The sequence below is a fragment of the Sphingobacterium detergens genome (assembly GCF_003610355.1).
Taxonomy (GTDB): Bacteria; Bacteroidota; Bacteroidia; order Sphingobacteriales; family Sphingobacteriaceae; genus Sphingobacterium; species Sphingobacterium detergens.
This window is the reverse complement of the sequence record NZ_RAPY01000001.1, coordinates 2,811,598-2,827,388: the sequence shown is the minus strand read 5'-3', so window position 1 is coordinate 2,827,388 and position 15,791 is coordinate 2,811,598. Positions and strand designations below refer to the sequence as shown.

Sequence of the window (15,791 nt, the reverse complement as noted above, 5' to 3'; positions counted from 1 at the left end):
TTAGACGTGTGCGTGGACCAGAGCTATGTGGGACCTGAAAGGATCTCGGTACTCATATCTCCTATCTCACATCTAAAAAAAACTTTAGGTGCCTATATCGGCGGTGTCTACCTCTTCCCATTCCGAACAGAGCAGTCAAGCCCGCCAGAGCCGATGGTATTGCCGTAACAGGTGGGAGAGTAGGTCGGTGCCTTTTTTTACACGGAAGCCCTTGCTGGAAACAGTCAAGGGCTTCTTTCGTTTACATACTTCCCAAAAGGTTCCAGAGAAAATGGCGCCGCGATAAAGCCCACCGGGATGACGCTCGGAAAAGAGGCACAGATGTTCCGCAACCCTATTATCTGGTACAAAGCTGTATGGCTCTGGCCCAAAAGCCACACTGGAATCCACTCCCGAAAACCACTAAGGGATAAGACTCCACAACCGTACTATCCGTACAGATCTGTATGGTATTGCTCTGAGGTATTGCGCTACTACCTTGTAATATATTTCCCAGCGATTACTGGCCCCGCCAAGACAAAAATTCCAGAAGAATGATGCCTCTGCTCCCCAATGTCACAGAGGGATCCAGCTCCGCAACCGTACTATCCGTTACAGATTTATATGGCCCTGATCTAAGGTGTTGCGTGATGACTGCCTTTATATACTTTCCAGAAAACGATGCATTGAGGCAGCAGCGAAAGCTCCGCTAAAAATTACTTTACTCCTGCAACATTATTATTGGACAATCGTTTGCATTCCTGAAGCTCTTTTTTACTTGGATTTACTATTGTATTATTGTTATGTTAATTTAACAGCATCTTGCTGCCTATCCCAAAGATGGAAAAGCAATTGTGCTATTCAATATTATAAATTATATACATGAAGATATCTTTTTGGAGTACAAAAGCGCAAGTTAGTTTGTTGGTTGGATTGGCTTCTCCGTTTATTTTTCAAACGAATAGAGTCAGTGCCATGGCTAGCACAGTCGCTTATTATCAGATAGAACAGCGCTCTACTGTTAGCAAAATTATTGCTGTGCAGAAAATTAACCCAACAACAGTAGAGATTGTATATGACAACAACCAAAGACTGACATTGGATTTCTATGGAAATCATATTTTCAGGATGTTCCAAGATATACACGGTGGGATTATTCGCGATCCGGAAGCAAAACCTGACGCGAAGATCCTTGTCGAACAGCCACGAAAAGCAGTGGATAACTTGGAAGTAAAGGACGATGGTAGTAAGGCGATAATAACGACCAAAGACATCATATTTTCCATAGATAAGCAGACAGCACAGTTTAGTATCCTAAATCGTAATACGAACAAAGTCGTCGTAGAGAGTTTAAAGCCTATCGCTTTCGAATCTAAGCAAGTGAGCTTAGAATTAAAAGAAAACAAGGATGAGTACTTCTTCGGCGGGGGCGTTCAGAATGGACGGTTTTCCCATAAAGGTAAAGCGATCGCAATAGAAAACCAAAATAGCTGGACGGATGGCGGTGTAGCATCACCCACACCTTATTTTTGGTCAACCAATGGTTATGGGTTTATGTGGCATACCTTTAAAAAGGGGAATTATGCATTTGGTACAAAACCAAAAGGAACAGTTAAACTCACTCATGATACAGATTACCTTGATGTCTTTTTTATGATCAATGACGGTACCGTACCGCTATTGAATGATTTCTATCAGTTAACGGGTAATCCTATTCTTCTTCCAAAATTTGGCTTATATGAAGGTCACCTAAATGCATATAATCGGGATTTTTGGAAAGAGGATGAAAAGGGGATTCTATTTGAAGATGGTAAACGTTATAAAGAAAGCCAAAAAGACAATGGTGGTACGAAAGAATCATTAAATGGTGAAAAAGGTAATTACCAATTTTCAGCTCGTGCGGTGATCGATCGTTATAAAGCGCATGATATGCCTTTGGGGTGGATTCTACCCAATGATGGTTATGGTGCTGGATATGGTCAGACTGAAACATTGGATGGTAATATCAATAATCTAAAAGAATTTGGTAATTATGCACGTAAAAATGGCGTGGAAATCGGTTTGTGGACACAGTCTGATTTACACCCCAAAGACAGTATCAGTGCATTATTGCAAAGAGATATCGTTAAGGAAGTGCGCGATGCTGGTGTACGGGTATTGAAGACAGATGTTGCTTGGGTAGGCCCAGGTTATTCCTTTGGTTTAAATGGCGTTGCTGACGTGGGGCATACGATGCCTTATTATGGTAACGATGCACGGCCATTTATTATCTCATTAGACGGTTGGGCTGGGACGCAACGTTATGCCGGTATTTGGTCAGGGGATCAAACAGGTGGTGTATGGGAATATATTCGATTCCATATTCCAACCTATATCGGTTCTGGACTGTCCGGACAGCCAAATATCACTTCCGATATGGATGGTATTTTTGGAGGTAAAAATTTCAAAGTCAACATTAGAGACTTTCAATGGAAAACATGGACACCAATGGAACTGAATATGGACGGTTGGGGATCCAATGAAAAGTATCCTCATGCGCTGGGTGAACCCGCGACTTCCATTAATCGCCTCTACCTCAAGTTGAAATCACAATTGGTTCCTTATAGCTATAGTATTGCTAAACAGGCCGTCGATGGTTTGCCAATCATCCGTGCGATGTTTTTGGAACAGGCAAATCAGTATACACTTGGTAAGGCAACGCAGTACCAATATCTGTATGGACCGAATTTTTTGGTTGCACCGATCTATCAGGAAACACGTGTAGATGAGAAAGGCAATGATATTCGCAATGGTATTTACTTGCCAGATGGAGAGTGGATCGACTATTTTACAGGTGAGAAGTATAAAGGCGGGCGTATCATTAATAATTTTGATGTGCCAATCTGGAAACTCCCTGTGTTTGTTAAAAATGGTGCTATCATCCCGGTCACTAATCCCAATAATAATGTGCAGGAAATCAAGAAGGATCAACGTATTTACGAGGTTTATCCATCTGGGAATTCCGATTTCATAGAATATGATGATGATGGGAAAACTGAAGCCTATCGTTACGGAAAAGGAGTGAACACAAAGATTTCTTCTCAACAGAAAGATAATAAAGTGTTGTTCACAATAGCGCCATCACAAGGTGAATTCGAGGGCTTCGAGAAGGCGAAATCGACTGAAGTTCGCTTTAATGTGACTGGGGCACCAAAGAAGGTAACAGCCAAAGTGAACAAAAAAGGTGTAAAACTTCAAGAGGCTCATTCACTAGCAGAGTTTAATGGCTTAGAAAATGCCTATTTCTATGATGCACAGCCTAATCTGAATCAATTTGCGACAAAGGGATCAGAATTTGAGAAAGTTGCCTTGATTAAAAATCCGATGGTATTGGTGCGTATTGGTAAACAGGATGTGTCATCGACTGCGATTGAAATACAAGTTGATGGTTTCCAATTTACGCCGGCTGATAAGTATTTATCACAGACAGCTGTACTGATCGCTCCGACAGCCAAAGTAACGGATAGTAATACACAAGCTTATACTATAACACCAACTTGGGAGAAAATTGCCAATGCGGACTATTATGAGATCGCTTTCAATGACCTGATCTACTCGACCATTAAAGACAATCAATTGCTCTTTGAAGGTTTAGACGCTGAGACGGATTATGCCTTTAAAATTAGGGCCGTCAATAAAGCCGGTGCTTCCGATTGGAGTACATTCGCCGCAAAAACAAAAGCTAATCCGTTAGAATTTGCGATCGAGGGTATTAAAGCAGAAACTTCTGCAGACAATCAAGGTGGCAATGGCATCAATAAGTTGTTCAACTATGATGAAGGGGACATGTGGCATACCAAATGGGGGCAAACTGCTGTTCCGTTTGACATGACACTAGATCTGAAATCGGTCAATCAACTGGATAAATTTGAGTATCTTCCTCGTACAGATGGTGGCAACGGAATCATTTTAAAAGGGAAAGTATTTTATAGCAATGACAAAGACACCTGGACTGAGGCTGGAAGCTTTGACTGGAAGCGTGATGGTGAAATGAAGCAATTTAATTTTAGCCAACATCCTGTCGCTCGCTTCATTAAGATTTCGGTTACAGAAGCTGTCGGAGGTTTTGGCTCAGGTCGTGAACTCTATGTCTTTAAGGTGCCGGGATCGACTAGCTATCTACCGGGAGATATCAATAATGACCGTCTGATCGACCAAAATGATTTGACTTCTTATATCAATTATACTGGATTAAGAATGGGTGACGGCGATTTTGAGGGTTATGTGAGTAATGGTGACGTCAATAAAAATAATCTGATTGATGCCTATGATATCTCAAATGTTGCTGCAATGATCGAAGGTGGAGCGAAACCAACCAAAGAGGAGAAAGTTGCTGGTAAGCTGAAATTGACAGCCTCCAAGACTACCTTGAAGTCTGGTGATATCGTTGAAATAGCGGTCAGTGGTGAAAACCTTAAAGCGGTCAACGCACTTAGCTTTGCATTGCCTTATAATCAAGGAGATTTTGAGTTTGTGGGAATAGATCCATTACAGCTGAAAGAGATGAGTAATTACACCAATGACCGTCTGCATACAAACGGTAGTAAAGCGTTGTATCCTACTTTTGTGAATTTGGGCAATAAGGAAACACTGAATGGTTCTGAAATTCTGTTTAAGATTAAGCTGAAAGCCAAACGTAACGTTAATTTCAATTTAAAGGCTGTAGATGGTATTTTAGTTGATAAAAAACTCAATTCGATAAGCTTTTAGAAAGTAAAGGCAAACCCCTGAACATTGAATCTTTGAAAAGAGACGATAGGGGATACAAATAGAATCAAACAAAAACGAGGGTATCCAATAGCTGTTTTGGATACCCTCGTTTTTTGTAAAATCATGCGAACAGTGAAACTGTAATTTTGCTGGTCATTATCCCTGAACTTGTTCGACAATGGAAGCTATGAAGCTAATCTATGTCTTGATTATCAATGGGAATAGTAGCTTCAAGATGATGTTTCGTTAGTTTAATATCATGTTGAGATCCATCAAAAGGATTTCGGTATCTGCTGAGGTCGCCGTGAGTTTAATTTCTGAAACATCCCAGATTCCAAAGCCATCTCTTGTTTCCAATTCTTGTCCTTCAACATTGATACTTCCGCTGATGACGAATATATAAACACCATTTCCAGCTTGTTTAATATTATAATTTGTGCTGATACCATGGTCAAAATGTCCCATATGGAACCAGGCATCCTGATGTATCCATACGCCTTCGTCTGACGGATCTGGTGAGAGGATCTGCTGCAACTTATTGTGTCTTTCTGATCTATCCAGGGTAATCTGGTCGTACCGAGGTGCTACATTGCGTTGATTCGGATAGACCCAGATTTGTAAAAATTTAACAGCCTGATCGTTATTTTTATTGTATTCACTATGCATGATACCCGTTCCTGCACTCATGACTTGGATATCTCCCTTTCGAATAATGGCTTGATTCCCCATGCTATCTTCATGCTCCAGGTCCCCTTCTAAAGGAATACTGATAATTTCCATATTATCGTGCGGATGTAATCCGAACCCTCTGCCTGCGGCAACGATATCATCATTCAACACACGGAGTACACCAAAATGCATGCGTTCGGGATTATGGTAATTGGCAAAACTAAAGGTATGATTACTCTGCAACCAACCATGATTTGCATGACCTCGGCTCGTTGCTTTATGGAGTACACTATGGCTTTCCAATTGATCTGAATCGTAATGGACGGCATTGGCATCTAGTGCTTCCAAAGGTTCTATTTCGTCGATGTCATTCTTCATAATACGTGCTGAAGCAGCGCTTGCAGCGAATATGCCGGAACCTAAGAGCCCCTTTTTTATGAAATTTTGTCTATTCATGATCTTCGTATTGATGTATTCAAAATTAATCTACCAAGGATTAATTTTCATTGAACTAGTTTAATAAAAGCCTTGTAATCGAAATTTATAGCTTTCGGAAAATTGGCAAATATGCCTGATGATGGAGATTATTTGCCTTTGAGAAATTTTAGGATATATCTTGAAAGTCTCTCGCTTATTTATCGGGAATCAAATCAGGGAATAAGCTATAAATTTCATTTTTCAAAAGCCCGCTTCCGCCGCCATAATGTTTTATTAAACCTATAGAGTGGTTTAAATGCGCTAAATAGTCTGTGATTTCAGCCTCTTCCTGAGTCGATAGACCAGAGCTCAACAACAGGATATCACCAGGATATTCTGAGAGGTAATTCTTACAGGTGGAAAGATCCTGTTGAATAACGGCCTGCCATCCCTGATTGCTTTCTATAATCCGCTTTAACGTTTGGAGAATTTCTTCGTTTTTTCCAAATACGATAATGACCAAATTTTTCATCTAAGGGTTGGTTTTCATAGTTGTATTGACGATCGCGTTGCCCTTTAGTATCTTAGAAATCGGACATTCGTCGGCAATTTGCTGAAGACGCAATACAGTGTCTTCTTCAACAGCCTGTCCGAATGAAATTTCACGGTCAAAATAAGTAACCACTTGTTCTTTTTCAATTCGTAGATACATATTTGCTGATACCTGAATCTCATCGATGTTAAGTTCCTTTTTGTCAATATACATGCGTAAAGTTGCTAATGTACAGGAAACGAGGGAAGAGATCAATAAGGTATACGGATCAGGACCGAGATCTTTTCCACCAAGTTTCTCAGGTTCATCCGTAATAAGTTCACCATTTCGCCATAAGATGGTTGTTTTATATTTTTGTTGGCCGATATGACCGCTGACGGGATTCTCTAGAATATATTTCATACAATTTTCTCTTTTGCTTCTTGTAAAACAAAATTAAAGTCGAATTGATTCAATTCCATTGATGTAGTTCAATAAATATGGAAAAGATCGAAAAAATGGCTTTTTATTTACCCGCTTATACCCATAGCTATCTGTTACGCGATGGAATGAAAAATATCTCTTCGAAAAATTAAATGCTAATGTAAGTTCAATCGCATAAATTTTCTTAATTTTAGTTTGTTTTTACTTTTTTTATGATGAAGAGATTTTTATTTATTGCATGTATAGCTAGTACAGTTCCATTTGCAGCTTTTTCACAGTCCCACGAGCTTCGTGTTGGTATCACTTCGGGGGTTTCCAATTTTACGGGATCTGGAAGCACTGCCAAGAGTAACCTCAATGGTTCGAGTCAACAGGAGTATTATACCAATAATCCTTACGGTAAGAAGTATGGGATTAATTTGGGGGGTGCAGTGAATTACCGTTATGTCTTTGCGAATAATTTTCTTTTAGGGGTAGAGGGAGCTTTTGAACGTCTACAGACCAAGGTTGACCTCGAAGGCAGCGAATTCGCCAATGGTAGTCGCGGACTGACCAAACTCAATCAACAGTTTTTGAATTTTAATCCCTTTGTTGGTTATCGTGTTTATTTTGAACCGATGACAATGGATATGCAATTCGGTGTTGATGTAGCGAAGACCTTGAGCATCAAAGAAAATGGAAGTATTGAAGACAAGAATGGCAATAAAACAAGCTTTACACATGATAGAGGAAAAGCAATTGATGTGGATATCCGCCCGCGACTACAGTTTAATGTCAATTATGATCGTTATACGATTTTTGCAGGTTATTCGTGGGGCTTAAAGGATTATCTCGATGGGTTAATTGGAGCTAACCCAGGGCCGGCGCGCTTGAATGTATTTCGCCTGGGACTGCAATATCAATTTTTAACACCCAGTTTATAGAAATGACTAAAAGCCGGCTAGAAGCTTTCAGTGATGGTGTATTGGCCATTATTATTACTATTATGGTACTTGAATTAAAAGTTCCAGAAGGCTATACTTTTGCTAATCTAAAACCACTATATCCCAAAATCATATCCTATATTGTCAGTTTTATTTATGTAGGATTGTACTGGAACAATCACCACCATTTATTCCAGATTGTTAGGAAAGTCAACGGTAAAGTACTTTGGGGCAATTTACACCTCTTATTCTGGCTATCTCTGATGCCAGTGACAACCAATTGGATCGGTGAATCCCATTTTGAACGTGATCCTATTATTGCGTATGGCGTTGTATTGATTATGTGCTCTATATCCTATAACATTGTTGAATATTTTGTTATCCAGATCGAAGGGGAGGAGTCCGCATTAAAGCGGGCGGTTAAATCCAAAACCAAAGAAAATATTTCTACAGCACTGTATTTTCTTGGGATCGGTATATCTTTTATAAATCCCTACATCAGTCTAATGATGTACGGTACGGTGGCCATTATGTGGCTAATTCCGGATCGTCGAATCGAAACGTTAATGAAAGATCAATAATCTGTTGATCTGAGTGCGTCAAGTATAAATTGATAACGTTGTTCGACCGTTGTTTTAGGTATTTCTACAACCTCATATCCAAGCTGCTCATATACATTTTTCATCTGATTGAATGTGGCTTCGGCCTCTTCCCATGTTTGTTTTCGCTCATTATCGGTTTCATAAATTTCCTGCCAAGGGGGGAGGATAAATATCTTTTTATAATAGCGGTGTGCTTTGGCTTCGGCAAGCAGGGATTCTTCGATAATTAGATTTTCCATTTCGATATAGGCCAGTGTATCAGGAATACCACGGTCAAAAAAGACATAGCCTGGATCTGTAGCGCTTTCTTGTAATTCATGAAGGAAACTGTTCGTGGACGCAGCCAACATCAATGTCGCATAGTATTGTCTGTTTTTCCAGGGTAAACCATCACCATTGCTATCCAATTGTTCTTTAATGATTCTACGTGCATCTTCCGGTACAGTTCTATACCCCTGTTTTTGTAGTTCGTTAAGTAGTGTGGTTTTGCCTACACCGGGTCCCCCGGTGAGGACAATAAAATAATTTGTCTGATCCATATTAAAAAAATGTCATACCCTTCCAATACAGCCCAGCATTGTCTGTTTGAAGGATATTATTGTGTAATAATCGAAAATGATTAAGCGTATTGTTTGGCGATTTTCTTCTCTGGTTCTATATATAACGTATATAAAAAGAAAAGAAATATATACTCCAGTGGTTTCATCATCATGTAGGTCAGATTTGATGCCCTGACCGAGTTGATTCTGGTGGAGATATTATATCCGTATCTGTCGTAAAAAGAACGTACATAACGATGAAGGACTGGAGATAGATCACTTAAAATTTCTTCAAAAGCATTAGCTACCAATAGTTGACGGTTAACAATGATCGTATTTCCATGTCGCTTACCTAAGCGTAGTGGCTTCACAACTGTTGGATCACCTTTGGCAGCCACTGTACAAAGGTAATGTCCACGGTGATCTAAAATAGGAGGGTGCATTTTTTGAGAGAAAGCCCAGGTCGTGGTCTCCGTGAATACCTTGGCCATTGAATCGCTATCTTGACCAAATAGAATAAGAATTGTGGTCACCACGAGAAAGACAGGAACGAGCAGGATAAGCGCCCATAGCGGATAATCTAATTTGGATGAGAGCAATATATTGATCTTGTTCAGTATGGGATTGCGATAAGTTCTGTGCAAGGATGTCTCTCTCTCCTGGCGGATGATCTTCCAGATAAAGCCTATGCCAAAACAGAAACAGAAAAGAGGCGTGAAAATAAAGTAAAATGTTCCTTCATTACCAACATAGATACTTAGGGTAGATGTATCGTGATAACTTACCTGAGTCAATACAAAGATACTGATTATTGATCCGATCATCAAAATAATGAGGGCGAGGACAAGAGGAATAGGTGGTATTTTCCGGCCTTTTATCCAAATAGCCATCACAGCGACATTGAAAGCAACAAAATAGATAAACAATGATAAGGCATGTTTTCCGCCAAAAGGTAAGTAACAAGCACCGTCAACAGGATCAACAGCCTCATGATATTGACTGGAATGGGTTAATAGACCAACTCCAGAGATCGCTAAGGACAGGATGTAGCCAATAATAACAGCATATTCAACAAAGGATATCTTTTTATTCTGTCTTTTAATTGCAGAGCGCAGTAGATAGATCAATCCGGCAAATAAAGCAACAACAATGAAAAATATAATGTACATGATAGCAAATAAGATTATTAGGCGAATGTAATCAAATCATTGTTTCTAATTCATGTTCAAGGCGATCAAAGTTTTCTTCATTTTTATCCATGACAAAGCTTTTGATTTTGTTGCATTCTTCAGTAGTATTGAATATCATTCGAAAACCGAATTTTGTTTTACCGGGAGCAATATCAGTCAGCGATAGCTCCATTCGGAAAAGTGGTTTGGAGAGTCTGTCCCAGGTAATTAATTTGGGGTAAATTATTTCGGAAAAAATGCATTCATTTTGATAATTACCTTTATCTGGACCATGCATGATAAACTTCCATCGTCCTCCGGGTCTAAAGTCAAATTCTTCGAATGTATTGGTAAAACCAGCTGGCCCCCACCAATTTTCTAAATGAGAGGGATTAGCACATGCCTCAAAGACGAGGTCTATTGCTGCATCTACTATTCTCGAACTGACAATTTCATTATCAGGTGAAAGTATGAAAGGGGGTGTGACCATTGTCTCTGCTGTGTTTATGTTAACCAAATAATCGCTTCCAGAAGCCTTTCTTTTGGATAACCTCATCGGTTTTCTCTGTATCAGTCGTTGTACTTGCGGGTTCTACATGAACTTTTTCGACTTTGACATTATGTAGGATCTCATTTTCAGGGAGACCGTTGCGTTGTTCGATGTTTTTGATCTGTTCGAATGCTGTGGTTTGATAGAGCAGTGTACCTTCTTTATCACAGTTAAAGAGGTTGGAATAGCTTTTAGATTCATTCAAATCAAGGGGCTGAGGTTCTACAACTTCTGTGGCCTCCAAGAGACCCAATCCGCGCTCTTTGGCAAAATTCAAAGCCTTTAGGAAAATGTTGATGCGCCCATCTGAAAATAGTTGATCCAATTCCGATTTAATCTCCAGATTATGGTGATAATCGTCCAATAAACGTACGACCTGATCCGCAGAAATATATACACCCGAGCAATAATTTTCAACAAGCCTGTTTTGTACCTTTTTTGTGAGGGATCCAATTGGGATAAATTCTTCCCATTTTTTATAGTAGGAATCTAACTGCTTGTTCTCTGAAAAGGACAATGCACCGCCGCGGACGTAAAAGTAGGTTTCAAAAAATCCTTGAACAACAGCGATAAAGAAACCATGCGTTTTGTCAAAATAATCATTTTGATCTGTTTCCCGACCTGCGTTTATTGTGTCCTGATATTTGGTTTTATAGAAGTCGTCAATTTGGTGATCGGATGCTAGCGCCTCTATTTTTTCTGGATTTGTAATCACTTCAAAATACCAGGTATTAATCTGTTCTTCAGAAATAGGGTGGTAACTAATATCAAAGCCCATAATTAGCGGTTTTTAATCTGTTGTTTTTGTATTTACTAAAATATTAAAAATTAGCGTGTTGGGCAAGTAAAATATAAAAGATCGTGAGGTGTTTCATTCAATATAACGATTTGCTGACTATTCCGGATGAAGGAGCGGGTCACGAACGGGGTTGTGGGTTTAAGTAATATTAGGTACTTTGGAACAAAATAAAATTTATATGAAGCACTTACTATTTATTATTTTCATGTCGGCAAGTTTATTTTTCACCGCTTGCCAATCCCCAAGTCCGGAAAATTTTTTCGGAAAAGTTGTTCTAAATACAAACCTTGTCGCTGACTTTGCTCCCGAGCGTTTTGGTAAACGTCTTGAACAGGAAACTGTCGAATTTCCAAATACCCCCTCCAGTAAGAAAGAAGGGAATGAGGCTCAAAAAACAGTGGAATTTAAAATTCAAACTGTAGAGAAAGCATTGAAAGACATCAATGAACTTCATGTTTCAGATGATGATGCAAAAGCCTTAAAAGAAAAGTCTATCACCTTATTTGAGAAGGTACTTCCGGTTTATAAAAATGAGTATACGGCCTATGCCAAACTTTGTGATACCAAGGGATCTGCTGAGGAAAAGCAGGCATTGCTTGAAAAGATTCAAAAAGATGCTATGCCTGAGATCGACAAAGTATTTGATGAAGTATATGTTTTAGGAAAATCGTATGCCGAAAAACATAACCTTAATGTGAACTGGGGTAACTAAGATGAATCAGGAAACTAACTTATATAGAAATAGAAGCAAAACCGTTAAGCTTCTCGCTATGTCAGGCGGGATTTGTGTCATTCTTTTGTTGACCTTTTTGTACTGTATTGGACTCTTTGATGGTGAATTAAAAGTTAAACCTGCCGTATTTTCAGGTGCTGCATTATTGGTGATGCTGATTCTGTTGTTGAGCAGTTTATTAAGCCTTCGGGACAAGTCTGCTCAGATTGTATTGAATAAAAACCATTTCTCGGGAAAAACAACCCCATTGGCAAAAGCTTTTGGCGCAGGAAATTGGGAAGATGTTACAGCCATTAATTTGCAAAAAGTAGGTGGTGATACTTTGGTGATTGTCACTTTGAGCAATGCTTCCAATTATAAAGACCGGCTTCCATCGATGTTATGGAAAATGGCTTATTATGAAGCTACACAAGAATTAAATATCATGTATTCTGCTTCTGTGATAGCCATCGAATCTGCCGAACTCTGCGAACTATTTATGAGTTATTGGCAGCACTCAAAAAAAGAATCGGGGATATACTAAAAGCCCGTAATTGGAAGAGTACATGCATTAGCGTACATGCCTTAACACTGTACGACGGCTCGCGAACTTTACAGCATATCGATCTTGCGTTGGATAGTCTCCTGCTCCAGGGAGTTTTTTGCCAATGCTTGCGCACGCTGAAAGTTCGCGATTGCTTTCTGTCTATCTATATCCTTATAGAGTTCTCCTAAGAGTGCAAAATAAAAGTGATTGTCTGATAGATTCAGTTTGTTTGCTTCAACTAGTGCCCTTTTTGCTCCTTTTGCCTTGTATAAAGCAAATGTTCTGTTGAGTACTGCGCCCGGTGAATAATTGACCAGTAGCAATCGGTCGTAAAGCTGAAGGATTTCGCCCCATTTTTCTGCTGTATCTGCTTTTGTACAATGGCATTGTGCAATTTTTGCTTCGATATGATAAGACGTCAGCTGATCACCATCGGCCGATTGATTCAAAAAATAAACTCCTTGATTGATTAATTCTTGGTTCCATAATTTCTCGTTCTGTTGCTCATACAGGATAAATTCACCATCGGTACTTTGCCGGGCGTCGAAACGTGAAGAATGAAAACAGATTAAGGCGATGAGTGCATGTGTTTTTGGAACATTCGTCTTCTCGTAGGCTGATAGCATTAACGCAAGACGCAAGGCTTCTATGCACAGATCTTTGCGTAAAATCTGGTTTTGCGTTTTGGAATAATACCCCTCATTGAATAAAAGGTAGATAATATGCAGTACATTGTCCAGCCTTTGGACGATTTCCTTTTCGGATGGCAACTCCAGCTGGATCTTTTCTGTACGGAGCTTTTCTTTTGCCCGGAACAAACGCTTATTAATTGTTTCCTTATTTGAGAGGAAGGCTTCGGCGATTTCTTCAATACCAAAACCACAGAGAATCCGTAGTGCCAGTCCGATCTGAGCCTCACTAGCAATTGCAGGTGTACAGATGGCAAACAGCATCTTCAACTGACTATCTTTGATGTTTTCCTGCGTGAAGCTAAATTCATCGCTATGATCCACTGCGATTTGTTTTTGATGTATTTCGGGGATTACTTTGTCTTCGAAAATCTTATTCCGTCTAAAGTGGCTTAAGGTTTTCTGTTTGGCTACTGTGTAAAGCCATGCCGTCGGATTTGGAGGCAAGCCCTTTGTCTGCCACGATTCCGTAGCCAGCAAAAATGTTTCACTGACGATATCTTCTGCAATTTCAATATATTGTAGACCAAAGCCTTTTGAAATTACGGCGACAATCTTGGTGAATTCCTGTTGAAAAAGCTGTTTTAGAAAATTAGATTCCATCATACATAATAGGGCAATTGTATACTATACAACTGCCCTTTAATTTTTTAAACTAAAAGTGCCCTGATCTCAACACTACCATTAGATTCTAAAATCGGACAACCATGTGCCAAGGTTGTCGCCTCCTCAAGGTTTTCTGCTGCGATGACAATAAACCCACCAAGACTTTCCCGGATTTCAACAAATGGGCCATCTGTAATGACTCCTCCGGGCTTTAATACCTTTCCGGCTTTTTCAAGGCGTGAACCATGGTCTGAAAGTTTTCCCTGTGCTTCAATGTCGCCGATCCAATCCTGCCATTTTTTGTTTATTTTGGCAATTTCTTCGTCATTCAAAAGAGGCTGCTCATTGCCTGCTTGCCTAAATAATAAGATGAAATCTTTCATGCTTATAGTTTAATGTGTTAAATAATTTTATTTACCTGGTTTCTTGTTATTATGCTGTCTGCACCTTATGTTGACCGACTTTGTACCCACCAGCTTCAGTGCGGAAAGAAATATTAAAACGGTTGTATGCATTGATTGTTGTTACCGCCAAAGTCAGATCGATCAGTTCCTCTTCAGAAAACTCTTGGTTTGCAATGGCATAAACCTCATCAGGTACATCACCATTGGTTATTTTTGTTACCGCTTCGGCCCATTCCAAGGCGGCACGTTCGCGTGCACTGTAAAGTGGTGCCTCACGCCAAGCGTCCAATAAAAATAGGCGCTGTGGATTTTCGCCAGTAGCAAGCAAATCTTTTGAATGCATGTCTAGGCAATAAGCACAACCGTTGATCTGTGATACTCTAAAATAAATCAGATGCAAAAGCTCTTGTTCGATTGCACATTTACCTAAATAAGCACCCAATCCAAACATAGCTTTCATAGCATTTTGGCCTTTTGCGAAAAAATTGATTCGTTGTTTCATTTTATTATTGTTTTAAGTGTAACTGTTTTACACTACAATAATGATTGAAGTTAAAGAAATTGGACATAAGGCTTGAAATATTTTTTTATTTCTTTTTAAATTATTGTTTTTCAGACGTTTAATCTTATTATTTTTCTAATAAAATTCTAATGATTTTCTATATGATCTCTAACGGTCATCCTAGTAACGATTGCTGACCTTTGCACGCAAAGGAGGATGAGCTATGGTTATTTTTGAATTTGCACTACGATTATTGGCAGCATTACTTTTGGGGGCCGCTGTTGGTTCCGAAAGGCAATGGCGCCAGAAGAATGCCGGACTTCGTACGAATACATTGGTGTCGCTAGGTTCAGCTGCTTTTGTACTTCTTTCTATTGAAATAGGTGGTGACGCTACTGGACGTATCGCTTCCTATGTTGTCAGTGGGATTGGTTTCCTCGGTGCCGGAGTAATTATGAAGGATGGATTGAATGTGCATGGCCTCAATACTGCGGCTACCATTTGGTGCTCAGCTGCAGTAGGTGCATTATCGGGTTTGGGTTTGTATCCGCAGGCAGCACTGGTAGCTGCAGCCATTATTCTGACACATTTGATCTTCCGTCCCATTGGTCAGCGGATGGGTTTTATCAAATTTAGTAAATCAGCAGTGGCACAAACCGACTACTTGGTATCTATCCGATGCGGCATCGCTATCGAAAATCATATTCGTGTGCTGTTGATCCAAATGTTGGGCAATGAGGAGAAGGTATTATTGACTTCACTATCCAGCGATGATACTGTAGAGGCGAATGCGGCCGCAATTACTGCTGTTATCAAAGCTGTTGGCCAACAGGATAGTCTGATTGAACGGATAGCCAGTCGACTGACGATGGAAGAAAAAGTAAGCAAAATAAGCTGGGAAATTATCGGCACTGAAGCCGATCTGTAAAACTGTTGTGCCACTTCTTGTGGCGGTAAGT

16 protein-coding genes and 1 rRNA gene are annotated in these 15,791 nt (G+C 39.7%); 7 read left to right on the top strand and 10 right to left on the bottom strand.

Features of this window, described 5'->3' with window-relative positions:
• The first annotated feature begins 84 nt into the window (after positions 1–84).
• Together rrf and DFQ12_RS12050 are read left to right on the top strand one after the other, a co-directional pair.
• Positions 85–196, top strand: a 5S ribosomal RNA gene (gene rrf, locus DFQ12_RS12055).
• A 665-nt stretch (positions 197–861) separates the two neighbouring features.
• The gene (locus DFQ12_RS12050) at positions 862–4,728 is read left to right on the top strand and encodes a TIM-barrel domain-containing protein (protein WP_120259151.1); all 3,867 of its coding nucleotides are present in this window, start codon (positions 862–864) and stop codon (positions 4,726–4,728) included.
• 246 nt (positions 4,729–4,974) lie between these two features.
• Here the strand turns inward: DFQ12_RS12050 and DFQ12_RS12045 are convergent, their stop codons facing one another.
• The 3 genes from DFQ12_RS12045 to DFQ12_RS12035 form a co-directional block, all read right to left on the bottom strand.
• Complete coding sequence (locus tag DFQ12_RS12045; RefSeq protein WP_120259150.1) at positions 4,975–5,853, bottom strand: pirin family protein; 879 nt, start codon at positions 5,851–5,853, stop codon at positions 4,975–4,977.
• A 175-nt stretch (positions 5,854–6,028) separates the two neighbouring features.
• Positions 6,029–6,346 (bottom strand): hypothetical protein, encoded by a 318-nt coding sequence (locus DFQ12_RS12040; RefSeq protein ID WP_120259149.1) that lies wholly within the window; start codon positions 6,344–6,346, stop codon positions 6,029–6,031.
• Positions 6,347–6,769: an OsmC family protein gene (locus DFQ12_RS12035; protein ID WP_120259148.1), complete on the bottom strand. Its 423-nt coding sequence runs from the start codon at positions 6,767–6,769 to the stop codon at positions 6,347–6,349.
• 233 nt (positions 6,770–7,002) lie between these two features.
• Here DFQ12_RS12035 and DFQ12_RS12030 point away from each other — a divergent pair, with 233 nt between their 5' ends.
• Together DFQ12_RS12030 and DFQ12_RS12025 are read left to right on the top strand one after the other, a co-directional pair.
• Positions 7,003–7,713, top strand: coding sequence for an outer membrane beta-barrel protein (locus tag DFQ12_RS12030; RefSeq protein ID WP_147420396.1), 711 nt, complete (start codon positions 7,003–7,005; stop codon positions 7,711–7,713).
• A 2-nt stretch (positions 7,714–7,715) separates the two neighbouring features.
• Positions 7,716–8,294 (top strand): TMEM175 family protein, encoded by a 579-nt coding sequence (locus DFQ12_RS12025; protein ID WP_120259146.1) that lies wholly within the window; start codon positions 7,716–7,718, stop codon positions 8,292–8,294.
• Here DFQ12_RS12025 and DFQ12_RS12020 read toward each other — a convergent pair.
• The 4 genes from DFQ12_RS12020 to DFQ12_RS12005 form a co-directional block, all read right to left on the bottom strand.
• A complete protein-coding gene (locus DFQ12_RS12020) occupies positions 8,288–8,854 on the bottom strand; it encodes an AAA family ATPase (RefSeq protein WP_120259145.1) in 567 nt (188 codons plus the stop codon). The two genes, DFQ12_RS12025 and DFQ12_RS12020, sit on opposite strands and share 7 nt — an antisense overlap.
• An 80-nt stretch (positions 8,855–8,934) precedes the next feature.
• Positions 8,935–10,023: a DUF6688 domain-containing protein gene (locus DFQ12_RS12015; protein WP_120259144.1), complete on the bottom strand. Its 1,089-nt coding sequence runs from the start codon at positions 10,021–10,023 to the stop codon at positions 8,935–8,937.
• Between the two features lie 31 nt (positions 10,024–10,054).
• Entirely contained in the window at positions 10,055–10,513 is a 459-nt protein-coding gene (locus tag DFQ12_RS12010) for an SRPBCC family protein (protein ID WP_120259143.1), read from the bottom strand.
• 19 nt (positions 10,514–10,532) lie between these two features.
• Positions 10,533–11,351, bottom strand: a complete 819-nt coding sequence (locus DFQ12_RS12005) for a hypothetical protein (RefSeq protein ID WP_208642516.1) — start codon at positions 11,349–11,351, stop codon at positions 10,533–10,535.
• 199 nt (positions 11,352–11,550) lie between these two features.
• Between DFQ12_RS12005 and DFQ12_RS12000 the strand changes: the two genes are divergently transcribed.
• The gene (locus DFQ12_RS12000) at positions 11,551–12,084 is read left to right on the top strand and encodes a hypothetical protein (RefSeq protein WP_147420395.1); all 534 of its coding nucleotides are present in this window, start codon (positions 11,551–11,553) and stop codon (positions 12,082–12,084) included.
• Positions 12,085–12,142: 58 nt separating this feature from the next.
• Positions 12,143–12,628, top strand: coding sequence for a hypothetical protein (locus tag DFQ12_RS11995; RefSeq protein ID WP_147420394.1), 486 nt, complete (start codon positions 12,143–12,145; stop codon positions 12,626–12,628).
• A gap of 68 nt (positions 12,629–12,696) precedes the next feature.
• Here the strand turns inward: DFQ12_RS11995 and DFQ12_RS11990 are convergent, their stop codons facing one another.
• Genes DFQ12_RS11990 through DFQ12_RS11980 form a run of 3 tightly spaced genes read right to left on the bottom strand, consistent with a single transcriptional unit; the run spans position 12,697 to position 14,832 of the window.
• The gene (locus DFQ12_RS11990) at positions 12,697–13,926 is read right to left on the bottom strand and encodes an RNA polymerase sigma factor (RefSeq protein WP_244211720.1); all 1,230 of its coding nucleotides are present in this window, start codon (positions 13,924–13,926) and stop codon (positions 12,697–12,699) included.
• A gap of 44 nt (positions 13,927–13,970) precedes the next feature.
• A complete protein-coding gene (locus DFQ12_RS11985) occupies positions 13,971–14,309 on the bottom strand; it encodes a YciI family protein (protein WP_120259140.1) in 339 nt (112 codons plus the stop codon).
• 49 nt (positions 14,310–14,358) lie between these two features.
• A complete protein-coding gene (locus DFQ12_RS11980) occupies positions 14,359–14,832 on the bottom strand; it encodes a carboxymuconolactone decarboxylase family protein (RefSeq protein ID WP_120259139.1) in 474 nt (157 codons plus the stop codon).
• Between the two features lie 223 nt (positions 14,833–15,055).
• On the opposite strand from DFQ12_RS11980, the gene DFQ12_RS11975 reads away from it, so the two are divergent.
• Positions 15,056–15,760, top strand: coding sequence for an MgtC/SapB family protein (locus DFQ12_RS11975; RefSeq protein WP_120259138.1), 705 nt, complete (start codon positions 15,056–15,058; stop codon positions 15,758–15,760).
• The last annotated feature ends 31 nt before the right edge of the window (positions 15,761–15,791 follow it).